This window comes from Pseudoclavibacter chungangensis, from assembly GCF_013410545.1.
Classification (GTDB): Bacteria; Actinomycetota; Actinomycetes; order Actinomycetales; family Microbacteriaceae; genus Pseudoclavibacter; species Pseudoclavibacter chungangensis.
This window is the reverse complement of record NZ_JACCFV010000001.1, coordinates 1,682,636-1,703,235: the sequence shown is the minus strand read 5'-3', so window position 1 is coordinate 1,703,235 and position 20,600 is coordinate 1,682,636. Positions and strand designations below refer to the sequence as shown.

The following is a 20,600-nucleotide window of genomic DNA, read 5'->3' as shown; positions in this document are numbered from 1 at the left end:
CCGGTGCCACGGCACCGGGCCCCGCGTCGTGTGCCCCGGATTTCCCCGGCGGCCGTGTCGCCGGAACGACACGCCCTCGGCGAACCCACTATACTGGCAGCCACCTGTATGCGTCTTCTCGAAAGGTTCGTCGTGCGAAAAGACCACCGATCAACGTGGGCCGCGGTCCCGGTCGCGATGCTCCTGATCGCCGTGCTCGCCGGCTGCTCGCAGCAGCAGCTCGACGGCTTCATGCCCGGTGAGCGCGGGACCACCGACAAGGGCGATCTCATGATGACCTTCTGGGTCAACAGCTGGATCATCCTGCTCGTGGTCGGTCTCATCACGTGGGGCCTGCTCATCTGGGCCGCCGTCGTCTACCGTCGGCGCCGCAACGACACGGGCCTGCCGAAGCAGATGCGCTACCACCAGCCGATGGAGGTCTTCTTCACGGTCGTCCCGATCATCCTCGTCGCGGGGTTCTTCGCCTTCACGGCACGCGACCAGGCGATCGTCGAGCAGAACTTCGCCGCCGACCAGGCCTCGGCCGTCGCGGGCCAGGAAGTGCGTGACGTCCACATCGAGGTGTACGGCAAGCAGTGGGCGTGGGACTTCAACTACCTCGACGTCGCCGGCTCTCCCTACGACGGTGGTGTCTACACGCAGGGCATCCAGGCCCAGGAGGAGCGCGACGAGAACGATCGCCTCACCGGTGAGATCGAGTACGAGAAGCTGCCCGTGCTCATGCTCCCCGTCGGCGCGAACGTCACCCTCGACCTCAAGTCGCGCGATGTCGCGCACTCGTTCTGGGTGCCCGACTTCCACTACAAGGAGGACACGATCCCCGGGAAGACGAACCAGTACTCGTTCGTCCCCGAGCGCGAGGGCGTCTACATCGGCAAGTGCGCCGAGCTCTGCGGGGAATACCACTCCATGATGCTCTTCGAGGTCCACGTGGTCTCGGAGGCCGAGTACAACGAGTACATCCAGTCGTTGCGCGATGCGGGCAACGTGGGTGCCGTCGGTGACGAGGGCAACCGCAACGACAACCTGCCCGGGACCGAGGCCCCGGACTTCAGCGAACACGACGAGTCGAAGTAGGCAAGACGACATGACCACAACGCTGCCGCGCCCCGCTGAGGCGAATCTCAGCGAGGCGAACCCCACGCCGAGTCGAACGGTCGGCCACAAGGGCAACATCATCGTCAGCTGGCTGACGTCGACCGACCACAAGGTGATCGGGTACATGTACCTGATCTCGAGCTTCATCTGGTTCTGCGTGGGCGGCGTCATGGCGCTGCTCATCCGCGGGCAACTGTTCGAGCCGGGCATGGACCTCATCCCGACGAAGGAGCAGTACAACCAGCTCTTCACGATGCACGGCACGATCATGCTGCTCATGTTCGGGACCCCGCTGTTCTCGGGCTTCGCGAACGTGCTCGTTCCGCTTCAGATCGGCACGGCGGACGTCGCGTTCCCGCGACTCAACGCCTTCGCGTTCTGGCTGCTGACGTTCGGGTCGCTCACGGCCGTCGCGGGCTTCCTCACGCCGGGCGGCGCGGCCGCCTTCGGCTGGACGGCCTATACGCCGCTCTCGACGACGACGTTCACACCGGGCGTCGGCGGGAGCCTGTGGGTCGCCGGGCTCGCGGCAACGGGCTTCTCGACGATCTTCGGTGCCGTGAACTTCATCACGACGATCATCACGATGCGTGCACCCGGCATGACGATGTGGCGTATGCCCATCTTCACGTGGAACGCGCTCATCACCTCGATCCTCATCCTCTTCGCGTTCCCCGTGCTCGCGGCCGCGTGGTTCGGTCTGCTCATGGACCGGGTGTTCCACACGCACATCTATGATGTCGACGCCGGTGGGGCCATCCTCTACCAGCACCTCTTCTGGTTCTTCGGGCATCCGGAGGTCTACGTCCTCGCGCTGCCGTTCTTCGGTGTCGTGTCGGAGATCTTCCCGGTCTTCAGCCGGAAGCCGATCTTCGGGTACAAGACCCTCGTCATGGCGACCATCGCGATCGCCGCGCTGAGCGCGTCGGTCTGGGCGCACCACATGTTCGTGACGGGGTCCGTGCTCCTGCCGTTCTTCGCGCTCATGACGATGCTCATCGCCGTCCCGACGGGCGTGAAGATCTTCAACTGGATCGGCACGCTCTGGCGAGGGTCCGTGACGTTCGAGACACCGATGCTCTTCGCGCTCGGCTTCCTCGCGACCTTCACGTTCGGCGGTCTCACGGGCGTCATCCTCGCGTCGCCGATGCTCGACTTCCACGTGTCCGACACGTACTTCGTCGTCGCCCACTTCCACTACGTCGTGTTCGGCACGATCGTGTTCGCGATGTTCGCCGGCTTCTTCTTCTGGTGGCCGAAGTGGACGGGCAAGATGCTCAACGAGCGGCTCGGGAAGATCCAGTTCTGGATCCTGTTCATCGGCTTCCAGACGACGTTCCTCATCCAGCACTGGCTCGGCGTCATGGGTATGCCGCGGCGGTACTACACGTACCAGCCCGAGGACGACTTCACGTGGATGAACCAGCTCTCGACGTTCGGTGCGATCCTGCTCGCCGTCTCGATGATCCCGTTCTTCCTCAACGTCTTCATCACGGCGCGGTCCGGCGAGAAGGTCACGGTCGACGACCCGTGGGGCTACGGTGGATCGCTCGAGTGGGCGACGAGCTGCCCGCCGCCGCGACACAACTTCACGTCCATCCCTCGCATCCGTTCGGAGCGACCGGCGTTCGACCTCAACCACCCCGAGGCGGCGGCGCACACGCACGGCCAGCTCGAGGGCTCGTGGACGGAGCCCGAGGGGCACGAGGCCGGCGAACGCGTCGGCGCGAGCGGTGACGTCGACGGGAAGGACCGCGCATGAAGACCATCTCGCACCTGCTGTGGATCCTCTCGGGCTTCTACGTCGTGGTCGCCGTCGTCTACACGCTGTGGACGCTCAAGGACGACGGGTTCAACCCCGAGTGGGTCGGCGTCGTGACGCTGTTCCTGAGCGCCGCGTTCACGGCGTTCGTGGCCTTCTACCTCGGCGTCGAGAACAAGCCGTTCAAGCTGCGCATCCTGCCGGAGGACCGGCTCGACGGTGAGATCGACGAGGCCGACTACGAGCTCGGGCACTTCAGCCCGTGGAGCTGGTGGCCCATCGTGCTCGCGGCCTCGATCTGCGTCGTCCTCATCGGTGCGGCCGTCGGCTGGTGGATCACGTTCTTCGCGGCTCCCATCCTCGTCGTCGCCCTCTTCGGATGGGTGTTCGAGTACTACCGGGGCGTCTTCAAGCACTGACGCACCGGCCGGCACGCCGAAGCGCCCCCGCTCCTCGACCGGAGCGGGGGCGCTTCGGCGTGCCCGGAGCTGCGCGTCCGCCGAGGCAATAGGGTGCACGTATGACGTTCGGTTCGCACTCCGTCGGCACGGACGACGACGGGCCCCTCGAGCGCGGATTCCGCGAGGTACTGGAGGGTCGCGATCGCAGCGTCGCTCCCGACGACCTCGTCGCGGCACTCGTCGGCGGGGACCCGCTCGGCATGCTGGAGGCGAAGCGCGCCGCCAGGCGGCTCGTCCAGGACGACGGCATCACGTACGGCGGGACGGCCGACGGGGGACAGGCGCGATTGTGGGAGATCGATCCGATCCCCGTCGTCATCGGGGCGGCGGAGTGGGCCTCGCTCGAACGCGGTCTCGAGCAGCGGGCGCGTGCCCTGCACGCCCTCCAGGACGACCTCTACGGTGAGCGTCGGCTGCTCCGCGACGGCGTCGTGCCGCCGCCGGTCGTGCTCGGTCATCCGGGGTTCGTGCGCCCCGCGGTCGGTGTTCCTCGCGAGCGACGTCCGCTCGTCATGTTCGCGACCGACCTGGGGCGCGATGCGGACGGCTCGTGGCGTGTGCTCGGAGACCGCACACAGGCGCCCTCGGGCGCCGGGTACGCGATGGCGACGCGTCGCGTCGTCGCCCGCCTCCTGCCCCGCCTGCACCGGACGACCGAGATCGGCACGCTCCTCGGTTTCTTCCACACGATGTCGGCCGCCCTCACCGATGCGGCCCCGTCGGGCGAGGGCACGGTGCGTACCGTCATGCTCTCGCCGGGCGCGGCGTCGGAGACCGCGTTCGATCAGGCCTTCCTCGCCTCGGCGCTCGGCGTGCCCCTCGTCGAGGCCGACGATCTCGTCGTGCGTGACGGGAGGCCCTGGCTGCGGGCCGGCCACGGGGACGTGCCGGTCGACGTCGTCCTTCGTCGCGTCGACGAACTCTGGTCGGATCCGCTCGACCTTCGCGGCGAGAGCGAGCTCGGGGTGCCCGGCCTCCTCGAGTCGACGCGCCTCGGCAACGTGACCGTCGTCAACCCGATCGGTGCCGGGGTGCTCGAAAGCGTCGGACTCGCTCCGTACCTGGGCGACGTCGTGCGTCGTCTGCTCGGCGAGGAACCGCTCCTCGAGTCCCCGGAGACGTGGTGGTGCGGGGACGCGACCGCGCGCTCGCACGTCCTCGCGAACTTCGACACCCTCCTCATCCGGCCCACCGATCGTGCCGACGGACCGACGAGCATCGCGGGGTGGGAGCTCGATCGCACGCGGCGTGAGCACCTCCGCGACGAGATCCTCGCGCGGCCGTGGGCGTGGACCGGTCAGCGTCCGCTCCCGCTCAGTTCTACGCCGACCGTCACGGCGGACGGCCTCGAGGACCGTCGTTTCGTGCTGCGCACCTTCGGTGCGTGGCACGGGGAACGGTTCGAGCTCATGCGTGGCGGTCTCGGTCGGGTGGCGGCGGAGCGCGACGAGCACACGGTGTCGAACGAGCGCGGCGCCCTCGCGAAGGACGTGTGGGTGCTCGGCACGGCACACGGCTCGCCGGCCGACACGGTCGTCACGACGCGGCGGACGAGAGCGCGTCGGCGCGGCGGTCTGTTCGAGACGACGCCACGCGTCGCCGACAACCTGCACTGGGTCGGGCGCTACACGGAACGTGCCGACGGGACGGTTCGTCTGCTCGCGGTCGCGGGGGATCTCGCGGAGGACCATGCGCTCCATCCCGGAACGGCGGGGAACACGGCGCTCGGTACGCTGCTCGCCGCGCTCCCGGGCGTCACGGGTGCGCGGCCGCGCGCCGACGGCGAGGCGGTCGCCGACTACCTGCGGGACCTCGTCGTCGGGCCCGCGCCGAGGGGCACGATCGCGTCGAGCGTCGCACGCGTGGTTCGCGCGTCGCAGCAGGTTCGCGACCTGCTCTCGGACGACACCTGGTCGGAGCTCTCCGCACTCGAACGTGCCGTGGGGGAGACGCACCCGCTCGTCGCCGACGAGCTGCGGCCCCACTTCGACTCCCTGCTCGGCCCACTGCTCGCACTGCAGGGCATCGCCGCCCACGGAATGTACCGCGACGAGACATGGGCCTACCTCGACGCCGGCGTCCGGATCGAGCGTGCCCAGTTCGCAGTCGCCCTGCTCATGTCCGTGCTCACACCCGCGAGCTCGCCCGTCGTCGAGTTCCTCGTCACCGAGGCCGTGCTGCGCGTGTTCGACTCGGTCATCTCGCATCGACGCCGTGTCGCGGATGCGACGGGGCCCGCCGTGCAGGTCGAGTCGACCCTCGATCTGCTCCTCGTCGACCGGCGCAATCCGAGGTCCGTCGCGTTCCAGCTCGAGGCACTCGAGCGCGACCTCAGGATCATCGGTGACGCGACGCTCGTGGCCGCCGTCCGGGAACTCATCGACGGGCTCCCACCGCTCGATCTCGGTACGCTCACGGACGATCGGGACGCCCTGGAGTCGGTGCTCGTGTCACTGCTCGGCGCACTTCGGACGATCGGCGATCGCATCGAGCGCCGTCACTTCCTCCGTCAGGCACCGCACGCGGCCCACCAGGCGAGATGGTCGCCGGAACGGAGGGCGCGGACATGAACGACACGAACGCCGGCGACACGAACGTGGACCATTATGCGCCACGTGACTACCTCGTGCGTCACGTCACGCGCTACGACTCCGAGCTGCCGCGGGAGGCCGCCTACGAGCGGGGCCGCCTGCTCCCTCGCGAGGCGCCATCCCAGCGCATCCTCTCGGCGGTGACACGCGTCGACCCCGAGCCCGACGTCGTCGCGGTCCACGCCGACCTGTACGGCAATCCCTCGTCCTACCTCGAGATCCGCACGGAGCACACGAGACTGCACATCGAGAAGGAGTTCCGCGTCCACGTCGCGTGGCCGCGCCCCGACGTCGAGGCCCTCGACCGGTGGACGGTTGACGAGGCGGCCGCATGGAACGCCGCGCACGGCGATCCCGCGGAGACCACCGAGTTCCTGTTGCCCTCACCCCTCGTCGCCCTGCACACGGACGTGCGCGCATACGCCGCACGACACCTGCCGGGGGACCGCCCGCTCGGTGCGGCCCTCCTCGGCCTCGTGCACGGGATCTACACGGACTTCACGTATCGCAACGGGGTCACGACCGTCCGGACGACCCTGCCCGAGCTGCTCGAACTCCGAGCGGGCGTGTGCCAGGACTTCGCGCACCTCGCGATCGGCTGCCTCCGCGCGGCCGGGCTCCCCGCACGGTACGTGTCCGGCTACATCGAGACCCAGCCGCCACCGGGCAAGCCGAAGCTCCAGGGATCCGACGCCTCCCACGCGTGGGCGTCGGTGCGGACCCCGCTCGGGACGTGGGTCGACCTCGACCCCACGAACGACCACTTCGCCGACAGCCGGTACGTCGTCACCGCCTGGGGCCGCGAGTTCGGTGACGTCTCGCCGCTGCGCGGCATCGTCTACGGGGAGGACTCACCGTCGACGCTCACGGTCGGCGTCGACGTCATCCGACTCGACGGCGACGGCAACCCGATCGAACTGCCCGTGCCGCGACCCGAGCCCGAGCCCGGCGACGCACCGCTCGATGTCCGCGGCGGCTCCTGAGCCTCGGCACGGACGAACGAGGAGGGGGCCCACGCGTTCGCGTGGGCCCCCTCCTCGTTCACTCGGCTCAGTGGTGTTCGGCCGACTCGAGTTCCGCCTTCGTGACGGGTTCGATGCGGTCCTCGAAGAACCAGCGGCTGAGTGCCGCGCGGACGCGCATCATCGGTGTGATCTTGCCCTCGGCGTTCGGTCGGAGCACGATCGGCGCGTTGTCGTTGTACGAGGTGAGCACCCAGCGCTCCTCCTCGCTCACGGGCGTGTGCACCTCGAGGAACTCACCGCTCGGGAGGCGGATGACGCGTCCCGTCTCGATGCCGTGCAGCGCGAGCGAACGGTCCTTCTTCTGCAGCCCGAGGCAGATGCGTTTCGTGATGACGAAGGCGATCACCGGCCCGAGGAACAGCGAGGCCTGCAGGAAGTGGATGACGTGTTCCATCGCGAGATGGAAGTGCGTCGAGATGAGGTCGGAGGACGCCGCCGCCCACATCACCGCGTAGAACGTGACCCCCGCGGCACCGATGGCCGTGCGGACGGGCGCGTTGCGCGGACGGTCGAGGAGGTGGTGCTCCCGCTTGTCGCCCGTGACCCACGCCTCGATGAACGGATACACCGCGACCGTGACGATGAACAGGCCGAGCACGATGACGGGCACGAGCACGCCCCACGCCCACGTGTGGTTGAACCAGTACGTCTCCCATCGTGGCGGTGCGAGACGCAACGCACCGTCCGCGAAGCCGATGTACCAGTCGGGCTGGGTACCGGCCGAGACGGGGGAGGGGTCGTACGGGCCGTAGTTCCAGATCGGGTTGATCGAGAAGAACGACGCGATGAGGAAGATGAACCCGAAGATGAGGAAGAAGAAGCCGCCGGCTTTCGACGCGAAGCCGGGGAGTACGGGGCTGCCGACGACGTTCTCGTTCGTGTGCCCGGGGCCGGGCCACTGCGTGTGCTTGTTGATGACCATGAGCGCGAGGTGGAGCGCGATGAACAGGATCACCATGGCGGGCAGGATCATGATGTGCAGCGCGTAGAGGCGCCCCACGATGTCGATGCCGGGGAACTCGCCGCCGAACAGCAGGAACGAGATCCAGGCGCCGATGAGCGGGAAGCTCTTCACCATGCCGTCGATGATGCGCAGACCGTTGCCCGAGAGCAGGTCGTCGGGGAGCGAGTAGCCCGTGAAGCCCTCGGCCATCGCGAGGACGAAGAGCACGAAGCCGACGATCCAGTTGAGCTCGCGCGGCTTGCGGAACGCGCCCGTGAAGAACACGCGCAGCATGTGCAGGCCGATCGAGGCGACGAACAGCAGCGCCGCCCAGTGGTGCACCTGGCGCATGAGCAGGCCGCCGCGGACGTCGAACGAGATGTCGAGCGTCGACTGCATCGCGACCGACATCCCGATGCCCTTGAGCGGCAGGTAGGAGCCCTCGTACACGGTGTGCGCCATCGACGGGTCGAAGAAGAAGGTCAGGAACGTGCCCGAGAGGAGGATCGCGACGAAGCTGTAGAGCGCGACCTCACCGAGCATGAACGACCAGTGGTCGGGGAAGATCTTGCGCCCGAACTCCTTGACGGCGCCCGAGATGCTCGTGCGCTCGTCGAGGTAGTTCGCCGCTTTCCCGATGAATCCGTCGGGGCGGACGGGGGCCTCAGATGTTGTAGTCATGCTTGCGATCCCAGAAGCTCGGGCCGACAGGTTCGTGGAAGTCGCTCTGCGCGACGAGGTAGCCGTCGTTGTCCACCGTGATGGGCAACTGCGGGAGCGGGCGACCGGCGGGTCCGAAGATGACCTTGCAGTGCTCGGTCACGTCGAACTGCGACTGGTGGCACGGGCAGAGCAGGTGGTGCGTCTGCTGCTCGTACAGGGCGACGGGGCAGCCCACGTGGGTGCACACCTTCGAGTACGCGACGATGCCGTTGTACGACCACGACTTGCGCTGCTCCGACTCGATGAGGCGGTCCTGGGGAAGGCGCATGAGGAGGACGACGGCCTTGGCCTTCTCCTCGAGCATGCCGTGCTCGAGGTCGATGAGCCCGTCGGGGATGACGTGGAAGACCGAACCGATCGTGACCTCGGACGCGAGGATCGGCGTGCCCGTGGGGTCGCGCACGAGTCGGATGCCCTTGTCCCACATGGTCTCGCTGAGCAGCTCGACCGGGTCCGGGTTGTTGCCGTTGTAGAGGTCGCGGAACAGCACGATGCCCGGGATCGGGAGGGCGAGGACCGCACCGATGAGCGAGTTGCGCAGCAGCGTGCGCCGGCCGAAGCCCGACTCCTCGTTGGCCTGCGCGAAGATCTCGACGGCGCGGGCACGCGTGGCGGGGGAGCCCTTCGTGATGTGTCGCGATTCGACGAGCTCGTGGTCCTGCATGAGGTACTTGCCCCACGCGGCGATGCCGACGCCGAGCGTGAGCATGGACGTCGCGATGCCGACGCCGAGGAACAGGTTGTTCAGGCGGATGCTCGCGAAGTCGTCCCGGTTGATCGGCCACACGAAGTACGCGACCACCGCGAAGATCGACGCCGCGAGCGAGACCCAGAAGACGACCGCGATGAGGCGCTCGATGCGCTTCGCCGCGCTCGGGTCGGTGTCGGTGATGCGGGGGGTGTGCTCCGGCAGGCCCGGGTTCTCGAAGCCGTCCGTGACCGGCAGGGACGTGCCGGTGCTCACCTGACGCTCTGACGAAGTGACGGTGCGAAGCTGACCGCCGTGTTCGTCTTCAGCCATTGTGATGCCTTTCTGCGTTGATCAAGTCGTTCTGGGCGTGCTCGGTCAGCTCGCGCGTCTGGTGAGCCAGATCGCGATCATGACGGCACCGCCGATGCCGATGATCCAGATGAACAGACCCTCCGACACGGGGCCGAGGGAGCCCAGGTCGAGGCCGCCCACGCCACCGCTCACGTGCGTCTGGAACTGGAGCGCGGTGATGATGTCGGCCTTGTCCTGGGGCGTGAGGTTCGCGTCGTTGAACACGGGCATGTTCTGCGGCCCGGTGATCATGGCCTCGTAGAGGTGCACGGGCTCGACGGTCTGCAGCTCGGGGGCGAACTTGCCCTCGGTGAGTGCGCCACCGGCGCCGGCCACGTTGTGGCACATGGCGCAGTTGATGCGGAACAGCTCGGCGCCGCGCGCGGCGTCGCCGTCGGCCAGCAGGTACTTCTCGTCGGGGATCGCCGGCCCGGGGCCGAGCGACGCGACGTAGACCGCGAGCTGCGAGATCTGCTCGTCGGTGAACTGGAGCGGCTTCTTGGGGGCCTGCGGTGCGTTGTTCTGCATGGGCATGCGGCCCGTGCCGACCTGGAAGTCCACGGCTGCGGCACCGACGCCGACGAGGCTCGGACCCGACTCGGTGCCGACGGCGTCCATGCCGTGGCACGTCGCGCAGTTCGCGTTGAACAGGCTCTCGCCCGCGGCGACGTCAGCGGCGTTCTGCGTCGTGCTGTCGGCCTGCGCCTCGGTCACGTCGTCGACGAGCGCGTACGCACCACCGGTTGCGAGCAGTCCGATACCGAGCAGCGCTGCGGTCGCGAGCGGGGCGCGTCGCTTCGCCGACGTCCGCGAGGAGGTTCGGGTTGATTTCCGAAGGAACATGACTCTCTCTCCTGAGGGGCTACGCGAAGAACGGCAGCAGGTAGATGACGAAGAACAGCGCGACCCACACGACATCGACGAAGTGCCAGTAGTACGAGATGCACAGCGCGCTCGTGGACTCCCTGGCACCCATCTTCCGGACGGAGTAGATCCGGCCGATGACGAGCAGGAAGGCGACGAGCCCGCCCGTGACGTGCAGGCCGTGGAAGCCCGTGGTCATGTAGAAGGCGCTCGTGAACGCGTTGAGGTTGAGGACGTAGCCCTCCGTGACGAGCGTCGCGTACTCCCAGACCTGACCCGATACGAAGACCGCACCGAGGAAGACGGTCAGGAAGAACCACTCGACGGTGCCCCACTGCGACGGACGCCAGCCGGTCGCTCGGGCCTGCGCGCGCTCGGCCGCGAAGACGCCGAACTGGCACGTGAACGAGGAGGCCACGAGGATCGTCGTGTTGATGCTGGAGAACGGGATGTTCATGATCTCGTGACCCGCTTGGAACTGCTCCGGCGCCATCGCCCGCAGTGTGAAGTAGATCGCGAAGAGGCCTGCGAAGAACATGACTTCGCTGCCGAGCCACACGATGACGCCGATGGCGGTCGTGTTGGGACGATGAACCGGAGAAACGGCCGGAGCGGAAGTTGCAGCAGTCACGCATCCCATTATGTCGGATTTCCCAGATCGCCACGCCACTCTGCCCGGCCCGCGCGTCGCTGCCCCGGGAACGCGGGGCGCGGCCGGGCCGCCCGGCACCGGATGATGCAGGACGCGACGCGTCGGTGCCGCACTATCGTGGTGCGCATGACGATCGCGCCCACCTGGCCCACACTGCTCGAGTCGCTGCTGAACGGACAGGACCTCTCGGTGTCGGACGCGACGTGGGCGATGGAGCAGATCGTCACGGGTCAGGTCTCGCAGGCCCGCCTCGCGGCGTTCCTCGTGGCGCTGCGTGCGAAGGGCGAGACGGTCGACGAGATCGTCGGATTCCGGGACGCGGCGCTCGCGCACGCCGTTCCGCTGGACGTGACGCCGTGGGCCCTCGACATCGTCGGCACGGGTGGTGACATGGTCGGCACGGTGAACGTGTCGACGATGTCGGCGTTCGTGTGCGCCGGTGCGGGCGTTCCCGTCATCAAGCACGGGGGCCGCGCGGCGAGCGCCCGCTCCGGATCCTCGGACGTCCTCACCGCGCTCGGGGCCGAGCACAGCGACGATCCCGAGCGGGTCGCGCGGATCTTCCACGACGTGGGGCTGACGTTCCTCTTCGCGTCGCTGTTCCATCCCGGATTCGCGAACGCCGCGCCGGTGCGCGGGGAACTCGGGATCTCGACCGTCTTCAACTTCCTCGGTCCCCTCACGAATCCCGCACGCCCGGAGGCCTCGGCCGTGGGCGTCGCGAAGACGAACGCGATCCCGCTCGTCACCGGCGTCTTCCGGACGCGCGGTGCCGCCGCGCTCGTGTTCCGCGGTGACGACGGACTCGACGAACTCACCGTGACCGGGTACTCACACATCTGGGAGGTGTCGAACGGGGCGATCACCGAGCACGACGTGCACCCGCGCGACGTCGGGCTCGACACGTATCCCATGGAGCAGCTGCTCGGCGGCTCGCCGGTCGACAACGCTGCGATCGCGCGACGCGTGCTCGCCGGCGAGCAGGACGGCGCGGTCCGTGACATCGTGCTGCTGAACGCGGCGGCCGGGATGGTCGCGCACGACCTCGCGACCACCCCGGAGAGCCAGGAGCGGCTTCTCCGCGAGCGGCTCAGCGAGAAGATCGGCCTCGCCCGCGCGGCGATCGACGAGGGCCGTGCGATCCGGTTGCTCGACGACTGGGTCGCGGCCACGCGCGCCTGACGCGTCCGAACCGGGCTCCCGAGCGATCGGAGTTCCGGAGGGACGCCGAAGGGCGGGGATCGAGGATCCCCGCCCTTCGGCGTCGTGCGTCGTCGGTCAGACGACGTCCTCGTCGACCCAGTCGAGGGTCTTCGTGACGGCCTTCTGCCAGTTGCGGTACAGGCGATCGCGCTCGGCGACGTCGATCGACGGCGTCCACCGCTTGTCCTCCTGCCAGTTCGCGGCGACCTCGTCGAGGTCCTTCCAGTAGCCCACCGCGAGACCGGCCGCGTACGCGGCACCGAGCGCGGTCGTCTCGGTGACCTTGGGGCGCACCACGTCGGTGTCGAGGATGTCGGCCTGGAACTGCATCAGCGTGTCGTTCGCGACCATGCCGCCGTCGACCTTGAGCTCGGCGAGCGGCACACCGGAGTCGGCGTTGCACGCGTCGAGCACGTCGCGCGTCTGGAACGCGGTCGACTCGAGTGCGGCGCGAGCGATGTGCCCCTTGTTCACGAAGCGCGTGAGGCCGACGATCGCACCACGGGCGTCCGATCGCCAGTGGGGAGCGAAGAGTCCCGAGAACGCCGGCACGATGTACGTGCCACCGTTGTCCTCGACCGAGCTCGCGAGGGTCTCGATCTCCGGTGCGCTCCCGATGAGACCGAGATTGTCGCGCAACCATTGCACGAGTGAACCGGTCACGGCGATCGATCCCTCGAGGGCGTACACCGGGGGCTCGTCGCCGAGCTTGTAGCAGACCGTCGTGAGCAGGCCGTTGTCGGACTGCACGATCTCGTCGCCCGTGTTGTAGATGAGGAACGAGCCCGTGCCGTACGTGTTCTTCGCCTCACCGCGTGTGAACGCGGCCTGGCCGAAGGTCGCGGCCTGCTGGTCGCCGAGGATGCCGGCGATCGGGACCTCGCGCAGCAGCGAGTTGTCCGACGCGTAGCCGTAGATCTCGGACGACGAGCGGATCTCGGGGAGGAGGGAGCGTGGCACGTCGAAGGCCTCGAGGATCGAGTCGTCCCACTCGAGGGTCCGCAGATCCATGAACAGGGTGCGGCTCGCGTTCGTGACGTCGGTCGCGTGGACGCCGCCGTTCACCCCGCCCGTGAGGTTCCAGAGGACCCACGTGTCGGTCGTGCCGAACAGCAGGTCGCCCGCCTCGGCCCGTTCACGCACACCCTCGACGTTCTCGAGGATCCAGACGATCTTCGTGCCCGCGAAGTAGGTGTTGAGCGGCAGACCGACCGTGTCACGGAACCGGTCCACCCCCTCGTCGCCCGCCAGTCGGTCGACGATCGACTGGGTGCGCGCGTCCTGCCAGACGATCGCGTTGTACACGGGCTCACCCGTGTTCTTGTCCCAGATGACGGCGGTCTCGCGCTGATTGGTGATGCCGATCGCGGCGATGTCGTGGCGGGTGATGTTCGCCTTGCCGAGCGCCTGGCCGATGACCTCGCGCGTGTTGGTCCAGATCTCGTTCGCGTCGTGCTCGACCCAGCCGGCACGGGGGAAGATCTGCTCGTGCTCGAGTTGACCGGTCGCGACGATCGACCCCGAGTGGTCGAAGACGATGGCGCGACTCGAGGTGGTGCCCTGGTCGATGGCGATGACGTACTTGCTCACGGTGATGTGACTCCTTCGTCGTGGATGCGTTCAGAAGTATGGGGGCCGGCGCTGGGAGGAGACCCGTCCCGGCGTCGGCCGATGTCGGTCGGGTGGGATCAGAGGATGATGGCGGCGGGCAGCAGCCAGACGCCCAGGAGACCGCCGAGGGCGCCGCCGATGAGCGGGCCGACGATCGGGACCCACGCGTACGACCAGTCGCTCGAGCCCTTGCCCTTGATCGGCAGGATCGCGTGGGCGATGCGGGGTCCGAGGTCACGGGCGGGGTTGATGGCGTACCCCGTGGGGCCACCGAGGCTCGCGCCGATACCGACGATGATGAGCGCGACGGCGAGCGGTGCGAGGTTGCCGAGCGAGAACGCGCCCGAGGTCGTGTCGTGGATCGACGCGAAGTTCTTGAACGAGATCACCGCGAAGACGAGCACGAAGGTGCCGATCGCCTCGGTGACGGTGTTCCAGCCGTAGCTGCGGATCGCGGGGCCGGTCGCGAAGACGCCGAGCTTCGCGGCGGGGTCCGGCTCCTCGTCGAAGTGCTGCTTGTAGGCCAGCCAGCACAGCACGGCGCCGAGGATGGCGCCGAGCATCTGGGCGAGGATGCGCACGGCGATGTCGGCGAAGTCGACGGTCCCGCCGGTCGCGGCGTTGTTGATCGCGACACCGATCGTGACGGCGGGGTTGAGGTGACCGCCCGAGTAGGCCGACGTGAGCACGCCGACGAACACGGCGAGACCCCAGCCCCAGTTGACGAGGAGGAAGCCGCCGCCGTTGCCCTTCGTGCCCTTGAGGGCCACGTTGGCGACGACACCGCAACCCAACAGGAGGAGCAGCGTCGTACCGACGGCCTCCGAGACGAAGATGAGTCCCAGATTCATTGTGGGAGGCCTTTCTGTAAGTGCAGAACCGGCACCTGTGCCGGGCACCCTCGGGTGCGAAGTCACCATATCTGCACGGGGTGCGTTTCGGCACGCTGATCTTCACTTTTCTCGATATCCGACAGCCCGGTCGACGCCACTGCCCGCCGTCATGTGGGAGCGATAGTGTTCGGGCAGACGGCGGAGCCCGTCCGCCTGGCACCATGGAGGCAACGTACCGTGAAGAAACTCATCAACGACCCCGAGGACGTGGTTTCGGAGGCCGTCGCGGGAATGGCCGTCGCGCACGCGGACCTGATCCGCGTCGAGACCGATCCGATCTTCATCGTCCGGGCCGACGCGCCCGTCGCGGGCAAGGTCGGCATCGTGTCGGGCGGTGGCAGCGGCCACGAGCCGATGCACGGTGGACTCGTCGGTCCCGGCATGCTCGACGCGGCCGTGCCCGGCCCCGTCTTCACCTCACCCACGCCCGATCCCATCGTCGCGGCGACGAAGGCCGTCGACGCGGGCCGGGGCGTCCTGCACATCGTCAAGAACTACACGGGCGACGTCCTCAACTTCGAGACGGCGGCCGATCTCGCGGCCGCCGAGGACATCGAGGTGCGCAGCGTCGTCGTCGACGACGACGTCGCGGTGAAGGACAGCCTCTACACGGCCGGGCGTCGCGGTGTCGCGGGGACGGTCCTCGTCGAGAAGATCGCCGGCGCCGCAGCCGATCGCGGGGACGACCTCGACGCGGTCGCGGCGATCGCGACGCGCGTCAACGCGCAGGTCCGCTCGATGGGCGTCGCGCTCACGGCGTGCACGGTGCCCCACGCGGGCGAACCGAGCTTCGACCTGCCGGACGACGAGATCGAGATCGGCATCGGCATCCACGGTGAACCCGGTCGCGCGCGCATCCCGATCGAGCCGGCCGACCGGATCGTCGATCGCCTGCTCGAGCCGATCCTCGAGGACCTGCCGTTCGAGTCGGGTGACGACGTGCTCCTGTTCGTCAACGGCATGGGCGGGACACCGCTCATCGAGCTCTACATCGTCTACCGGCGCGCGGCCGAGGTCCTCGCGGAGCGGGGCATCAACGTGACGCGCCACCTCGTGGGCGACTACACGACGTCCCTCGAGATGCAGGGGGCGTCGATCACGGTGCTCAAGCTCGACGACGAACTGACCGAACTCTGGGACGCGCCCGTCGAGACCGCGGCCCTCCGCTGGGGGCGATGACCATGGCACTCGGAACCGCATGGGCCGTCGACTGGACGCGCCGCGCGGCGGCACTCGTCGAGGAGCACAAGCAGGAGCTCACGCACCTCGACCGCGACATCGGTGACGGCGACCACGGCGAGAACCTCGACCGCGGGTTCCGCGCGGTCGTCGCGAAGCTCGACGCGTCGGCCGCGGACGCGACGCCGGGTGACGTCCTCAAGCTCGTCGCGACGACGCTCATCTCGACGGTCGGCGGAGCCGCCGGGCCGCTCTACGGAACGGCGTTCCTCAAGGGGAGCACGGCGATCAAGGGGCTCGACGAACTCGACGGTGCCGCGATCGTGGCGTTCCTGACCGCCGCGCGGGACGGCATCGTCCTCCGCGGCAAGGCCGAGCCGGGCGACAAGACGATGATCGACGCCTGGACGCCCGCGGTCGACGCGGCGGCGGCAGCGGGGGACGACCCCGTCGCGGCACTCAGGGCCGCCGCCGACGCGGCGGCGGCCGGCGCCGTCGCGACCGAGCCGCTCGTCGCCCGGAAGGGGCGCGCCAGCTACCTCGGTGAGCGCAGCGCCGGTCACCGCGACCCGGGTGCCCAGTCGACGGCGTACATCCTCGAGGCCGCCGCGGCGGCCGCGGAGGCGAACGCATGACCGTCGCGCTCGTGTTCGTGTCGCACTCCGCCGACGTCGCGCGCGGGGTCGTCGAGATCACGCGGCAGATGGCCGGCGCGGTGCCGCTCGAGGCGGCCGGCGGGACGGACGAGGACGGGATCGGGACGAGCTTCGATCGCGTCGAGGGCGCCGTCCACCGAGCCCTGTCGGCCTCCGACGGCTCCGGTGTCGTCGTCCTGTGCGATCTCGGCTCCGCCGTGCTCACGAGCGAGACCGTGCTCGACGTGCTCGACGACGACGAGCGCGAGCTCGTCCGGATCGCCGACGCCCCGCTCGTCGAGGGCGCGGTCGTCGCCGGTGTCGCTGCACAGCAGGGGCAGGACCTCGCGGCGGTCGTCGCCGCCGCCGAGGGCGCCTGGGGGCGGGCGGCCCCCGCCGACGCGCCTGCCCCGCCCGAACCGGCGTCGGACACGACCGCCGTCGCCGGGAGCGACGCCGCGGGCGACGCCACGCACGACGACGGCACGGTCGTCCGCACCGTGCGCGTCGTCAACGAGATGGGCGTGCACGCGCGTCCCGCGGCCGAGCTCGTGAAGACGGCGTCGACGTTCGACGCCGACATCACGGTCGGCGGTGCGAACGCGAAGAGCATCCTCGCGGTCGTCGCGCTCGGGTCCAAGCGCGGCGACGAACTCGAGGTCCGGGCGAGCGGGGCGGACGCGGCCGCCGCGGTCGACGCCGTCGCCGGGCTCATCGAATCGGGCTTCGGGGAGGACTGAAGCTCACTCCGTGGAATGAAGCCCCTCCTCGCCGCGCTCGGTAGACTCGCAGCATATTCGGCGGCGACGTCGTGCCGGAGCGTGCGAGGAGGGGCTCGACCACATGACCGTGTTCATCATCATCGGTGCGATCGGTCTCGCGCTGCTCGTCGTGTCTTTCCTGTTCGACGGACTGTTCGACCTCGACGGCGGCGGGTTCATCTCGATCCCCGGGATCGCGATCGCGCTCACGGTCTTCGGCGCGTCCGGGGCACTCGCGACGAGCCTCTCGCTCGACATCGTGTGGGCCTACGTCATCGCGATCGGGATCGGTCTCGTCGCGTACATCGGCTCGGCGCTGCTCATCCGCAGTCTCGCGCGCTCGAGCGACGGTGAGGCCCGCGACGTGACCGGTGACACGGGGATCGCGAAATCCGACATCACGTCCGCGAGCGGCGAGGTCGCCCTCGACGCGGCGGGCGAGATCGAGCGTCGTCAGGCGTTCGCGGACGAACCCATCAGCGAGGGCACCCGCATCCGCGTCGTCCAGGCGTTCGGCTCGCGCATCAAGGTGGAGCCGCTCGTGACGGGTGTCGTGCCCGACGCGACGTCGCACTGACCGAATCCAGACCCCCCCCTCCCGACTACCGAGAAGGACCCACATGGACTTCATCACCGACAACGTCGGGGTGCTCGCGGTCATCGTGATCGTCATCGCCCTCGTCGCGCTCGCCGTGTTCATCTCCTCCCGTATCCGCCGGGTGCCCCCCAACGAGGCGCTCATCATCGTCGGCCGCGGCGCCGGCGTGAAGGGCTCCGCCGACCTCACGGGCCAGCGCGTCGTCATCGGCGGTCGCACGTTCGTCTGGCCGATCCTGCAGCAGGGCTTCGCGATGTCGCTCGAACAGCGACAGATCGGCATCCAGGTCGAGGGTGTCGACAAGAACCGCATCAAGATCGCGATCAAGGCCTCGATCAACTTCAAGGTGTCGGGCAGCGAGGACGGCGTGCGCCGCGCCGCGCAGCGCTTCCTCGACCAGCAGCAGGGCCTCAACGACATCATCCGCGAGTCCCTCGAGGGGTCGCTGCGCTCCATCGTGGGCGACATGACGATCGAGCAGATCATCTCGGACCGCAAGTCGCTCTCCGATCGCGTCGTCGCCGAGACGAAGGCGGACCTCATCGAGCAGGGTCTCCAGGTCGACCTCCTCAACATCTCGGACATCTCGACGCCCGGCAGCGACTACCTGCAGAACCTGGGGCGCTCCGAGTCCGCTCGTGCCCGTCAGGTCGCCGAGGTCAGCGAGGCCGAGGCGGCCCGGGTGTCCGAGTTCGCGAAGATCGAGGCGTCCGAGCGGATCGCCGAGCGCGAGAAGGAACTGCGCCTGCGCCAGGCGTCGATCAAGGCCGAGACCGATCGCGCGAACGCCGAGGCCGACGCCGCCGGACAGTTCGCCCGGGCCGAGCAGGACCGCCTCGTCGCACAGCAGGAGCGCGAGGCGCTCGCCGAGCAGGCGCGCGTGACCCAGGAGAAGCTCGACATCGAGGTCCGCAAGCCCGCCGAGGCGCAGGCCTACGCACAGGTGCAGGATGCGAACGCGCGTCGCGACACGGAGAACGCGGCGACCGACGCCGAGGTCTACAAGCGCACCCGGACGGCCGAGGCGAACAAGGTCGCGGCCGTGCAGGACGCCGAGGCCGCCGCCACGGCGGTGCGCTACGCCGGTGAGGCGGAGCGCGACCGGCAGATCGCGTTCGCGGCCGGTATCCGGGCCGAGGGTGAAGCGAAGGCAGCCGCGATCGAGGCGGAGGGTGTCGCGGAGGCGAAGGCGACCGACGCGAAGGCCGAGGCGCTGCGCAAGTACGGTGAGGCTGCGCTCGCGCAGGAGATCATCTCGCGTCTGCCCGAGATCGTGCGCGCGGCGGCCGAGCCCGTCGGCAACATCGACACGCTCACGGTCGTCTCGACCGATGGTGCGTCGGCCGTCACGAAGACGGTCGGACAGGTGCTCGGCGAGGGCTCGGAGGTCCTCAAGTCGCTCACCGGCATCGACCTGCAGACGCTCCTCGGGAGTGTCGGCGAGACGTCGGGATTCGGTCGGCGCGAGCGAGCCACGACGGAACCGAGCGACACGACGGACTGAGTGTCCCTCCCGCGGGCCGGGTGTCGATGACGAATCGTTATCGGCACCCGGCCCGCGGCGTCCCCGTGATCGGTAGCGTGCTGGCCATCACGGGACGACCCCGAGCGCGTCGGAGGAGGGGACGATGTTGTTCGAACTCGCGTGGCTCAGCTGGCTCGTCGTGGGGCTCGTGGCGGGCGCCGTCGCCAAGCTCGTCGTACCCGGCCGGCGCGGTGGTGGGTTCTGGGTCACGATGCCCCTGGGGGTGCTCGGTGCGATGCTCGGTGGTGCACTCGCGGGCCTCGTGTTCCGGGTCGAGGACGCCGGATTCACGAGCCTCTGGACGTGGCTCTCCGCGATCCTGGGTGCGCTCGTCGTCCTCGTCGTCTGGGGCGCGCTCAGCACGCGCCGCGGTGCGCGAGCGGTGCGGAAGTAACCTCGCGCCGTCCGTCGGTTCGCCCGGCCGCCGTACACTGTCGCCGTGCCCTCACGCCGACGAGCCCACGACGACAACGAACTGCCACGACGCGACGACGTCGACCGTGTGACACGGGACGCCGGACGCTCGACCCGCCATCCGGCGGCCGACGAGCCCGCGCGACTCGAGGTCGCCGCGTTCCGACCGGGATTCCTCACGTCGGCCCGGTTCGTGGCACCGGCCCTCCTCGTCGTCGGGATGCTCGTGCTCATCCCGTTCCTCGGGACCCCCGTCGGTCGCTCGCAGCTCGAGCGACTCGGGTTCGGCGGCCTGCTCGGCGGTTGGTTCGTCCTCGTCGCCGCCGCGTGCGTCGCGGCGATCCTCGCGATCGCGATCCTGCGCTGGGTGTCCTCGGGCACGAGACGGTACGCGCGGCGGGACGTCCTCCGGCTCGCGGCGGGGGACGCCGTCGCCGCGGGCGCGGCCGCCGCGTTCGTCTCGTTCCTCGTGTCGGGCGGCATCGAGGACGTCACGCGGGTGCTCACGGTCACGTTCGTGATCTGCGCCCTCTTCACCTGGGCGATGCTCGTGCCGCTCTACCGACGCGGCTGGGACGGCGTCGCGGCCGATCGGGGAATCCAGGTCTGACCGCATC

The 20,600-nt window shown here is 69.0% G+C and carries 19 protein-coding genes; 13 read left to right on the top strand and 6 right to left on the bottom strand.

The window, feature by feature from the left end:
* The first annotated feature begins 132 nt into the window (after positions 1-132).
* The 5 genes from ctaC (at position 133) to HNR16_RS07680 (ending at position 6,898) form a co-directional block, all read left to right on the top strand.
* Entirely contained in the window at positions 133-1,080 is a 948-nt protein-coding gene (ctaC, locus tag HNR16_RS07700; protein ID WP_225737766.1) for an aa3-type cytochrome oxidase subunit II, read from the top strand.
* Between the two features lie 10 nt (positions 1,081-1,090).
* Positions 1,091-2,863, top strand: a complete 1,773-nt coding sequence (gene ctaD / locus HNR16_RS07695; protein ID WP_158039620.1) for an aa3-type cytochrome oxidase subunit I — start codon at positions 1,091-1,093, stop codon at positions 2,861-2,863.
* Complete coding sequence (locus HNR16_RS07690) at positions 2,860-3,282, top strand: cytochrome c oxidase subunit 4 (protein WP_158039621.1); 423 nt, start codon at positions 2,860-2,862, stop codon at positions 3,280-3,282. Before ctaD ends, HNR16_RS07690 begins: the two co-directional genes overlap by 4 nt.
* Before the next feature lie 101 nt (positions 3,283-3,383).
* Positions 3,384-5,894: a circularly permuted type 2 ATP-grasp protein gene (locus HNR16_RS07685; RefSeq protein WP_158039622.1), complete on the top strand. Its 2,511-nt coding sequence runs from the start codon at positions 3,384-3,386 to the stop codon at positions 5,892-5,894.
* Complete coding sequence (locus HNR16_RS07680) at positions 5,891-6,898, top strand: transglutaminase family protein (RefSeq protein ID WP_179558157.1); 1,008 nt, start codon at positions 5,891-5,893, stop codon at positions 6,896-6,898. Before HNR16_RS07685 ends, HNR16_RS07680 begins: the two co-directional genes overlap by 4 nt.
* A 67-nt stretch (positions 6,899-6,965) precedes the next feature.
* Here HNR16_RS07680 and qcrB read toward each other — a convergent pair whose 3' ends face one another.
* Genes qcrB through ctaE form a run of 4 tightly spaced genes read right to left on the bottom strand, consistent with a single transcriptional unit; the run spans position 6,966 to position 11,152 of the window.
* Positions 6,966-8,564, bottom strand: a complete 1,599-nt coding sequence (gene qcrB / locus HNR16_RS07675; RefSeq protein ID WP_158039624.1) for a cytochrome bc1 complex cytochrome b subunit — start codon at positions 8,562-8,564, stop codon at positions 6,966-6,968.
* A complete protein-coding gene (gene qcrA / locus HNR16_RS07670; protein WP_158039625.1) occupies positions 8,548-9,627 on the bottom strand; it encodes a cytochrome bc1 complex Rieske iron-sulfur subunit in 1,080 nt (359 codons plus the stop codon). Before qcrA ends, qcrB begins: the two co-directional genes overlap by 17 nt.
* A gap of 45 nt (positions 9,628-9,672) precedes the next feature.
* Positions 9,673-10,491: a cytochrome bc1 complex diheme cytochrome c subunit gene (gene qcrC, locus HNR16_RS07665; protein WP_158039626.1), complete on the bottom strand. Its 819-nt coding sequence runs from the start codon at positions 10,489-10,491 to the stop codon at positions 9,673-9,675.
* A 19-nt stretch (positions 10,492-10,510) separates the two neighbouring features.
* Positions 10,511-11,152 (bottom strand): aa3-type cytochrome oxidase subunit III, encoded by a 642-nt coding sequence (ctaE, locus tag HNR16_RS07660; protein WP_158039627.1) that lies wholly within the window; start codon positions 11,150-11,152, stop codon positions 10,511-10,513.
* A gap of 138 nt (positions 11,153-11,290) precedes the next feature.
* Here ctaE and trpD point away from each other — a divergent pair, with 138 nt between their 5' ends.
* Positions 11,291-12,346, top strand: coding sequence for an anthranilate phosphoribosyltransferase (gene trpD, locus HNR16_RS07655; RefSeq protein WP_158039628.1), 1,056 nt, complete (start codon positions 11,291-11,293; stop codon positions 12,344-12,346).
* A 96-nt stretch (positions 12,347-12,442) separates the two neighbouring features.
* On the opposite strand, the gene glpK is transcribed toward trpD, so the two are convergent.
* Positions 12,443-13,957, bottom strand: a complete 1,515-nt coding sequence (glpK, locus tag HNR16_RS07650) for a glycerol kinase GlpK (RefSeq protein WP_158039629.1) — start codon at positions 13,955-13,957, stop codon at positions 12,443-12,445.
* 98 nt (positions 13,958-14,055) lie between these two features.
* Complete coding sequence (locus HNR16_RS07645; RefSeq protein WP_158039630.1) at positions 14,056-14,829, bottom strand: MIP/aquaporin family protein; 774 nt, start codon at positions 14,827-14,829, stop codon at positions 14,056-14,058.
* Positions 14,830-15,048: 219 nt separating this feature from the next.
* Here HNR16_RS07645 and dhaK point away from each other — a divergent pair, with 219 nt between their 5' ends.
* From dhaK to HNR16_RS07610, 7 genes are all read left to right on the top strand, one after another.
* The gene (gene dhaK, locus HNR16_RS07640) at positions 15,049-16,050 is read left to right on the top strand and encodes a dihydroxyacetone kinase subunit DhaK (protein ID WP_158039631.1); all 1,002 of its coding nucleotides are present in this window, start codon (positions 15,049-15,051) and stop codon (positions 16,048-16,050) included.
* 2 nt (positions 16,051-16,052) lie between these two features.
* On the top strand, positions 16,053-16,685 hold the full coding sequence (gene dhaL, locus HNR16_RS07635; RefSeq protein ID WP_158039712.1) for a dihydroxyacetone kinase subunit DhaL: 633 nt from the start codon (positions 16,053-16,055) through the stop codon (positions 16,683-16,685).
* Positions 16,682-17,425, top strand: a complete 744-nt coding sequence (gene dhaM, locus HNR16_RS07630; RefSeq protein ID WP_158039632.1) for a dihydroxyacetone kinase phosphoryl donor subunit DhaM — start codon at positions 16,682-16,684, stop codon at positions 17,423-17,425. Before dhaL ends, dhaM begins: the two co-directional genes overlap by 4 nt.
* Before the next feature lie 103 nt (positions 17,426-17,528).
* Positions 17,529-18,023 carry an NfeD family protein gene (locus HNR16_RS07625; protein WP_158039633.1) on the top strand — a complete coding sequence of 165 codons (495 nt, stop codon included), beginning with the start codon at positions 17,529-17,531 and terminating at the stop codon, positions 18,021-18,023.
* Positions 18,024-18,066: 43 nt separating this feature from the next.
* A complete protein-coding gene (locus tag HNR16_RS07620) occupies positions 18,067-19,548 on the top strand; it encodes a flotillin family protein (protein ID WP_158039634.1) in 1,482 nt (493 codons plus the stop codon).
* Between the two features lie 124 nt (positions 19,549-19,672).
* Positions 19,673-19,963: a GlsB/YeaQ/YmgE family stress response membrane protein gene (locus HNR16_RS07615; RefSeq protein WP_158039635.1), complete on the top strand. Its 291-nt coding sequence runs from the start codon at positions 19,673-19,675 to the stop codon at positions 19,961-19,963.
* Between the two features lie 45 nt (positions 19,964-20,008).
* Entirely contained in the window at positions 20,009-20,593 is a 585-nt protein-coding gene (locus HNR16_RS07610) for a hypothetical protein (RefSeq protein ID WP_158039636.1), read from the top strand.
* Positions 20,594-20,600: the final 7 nt, after the last annotated feature.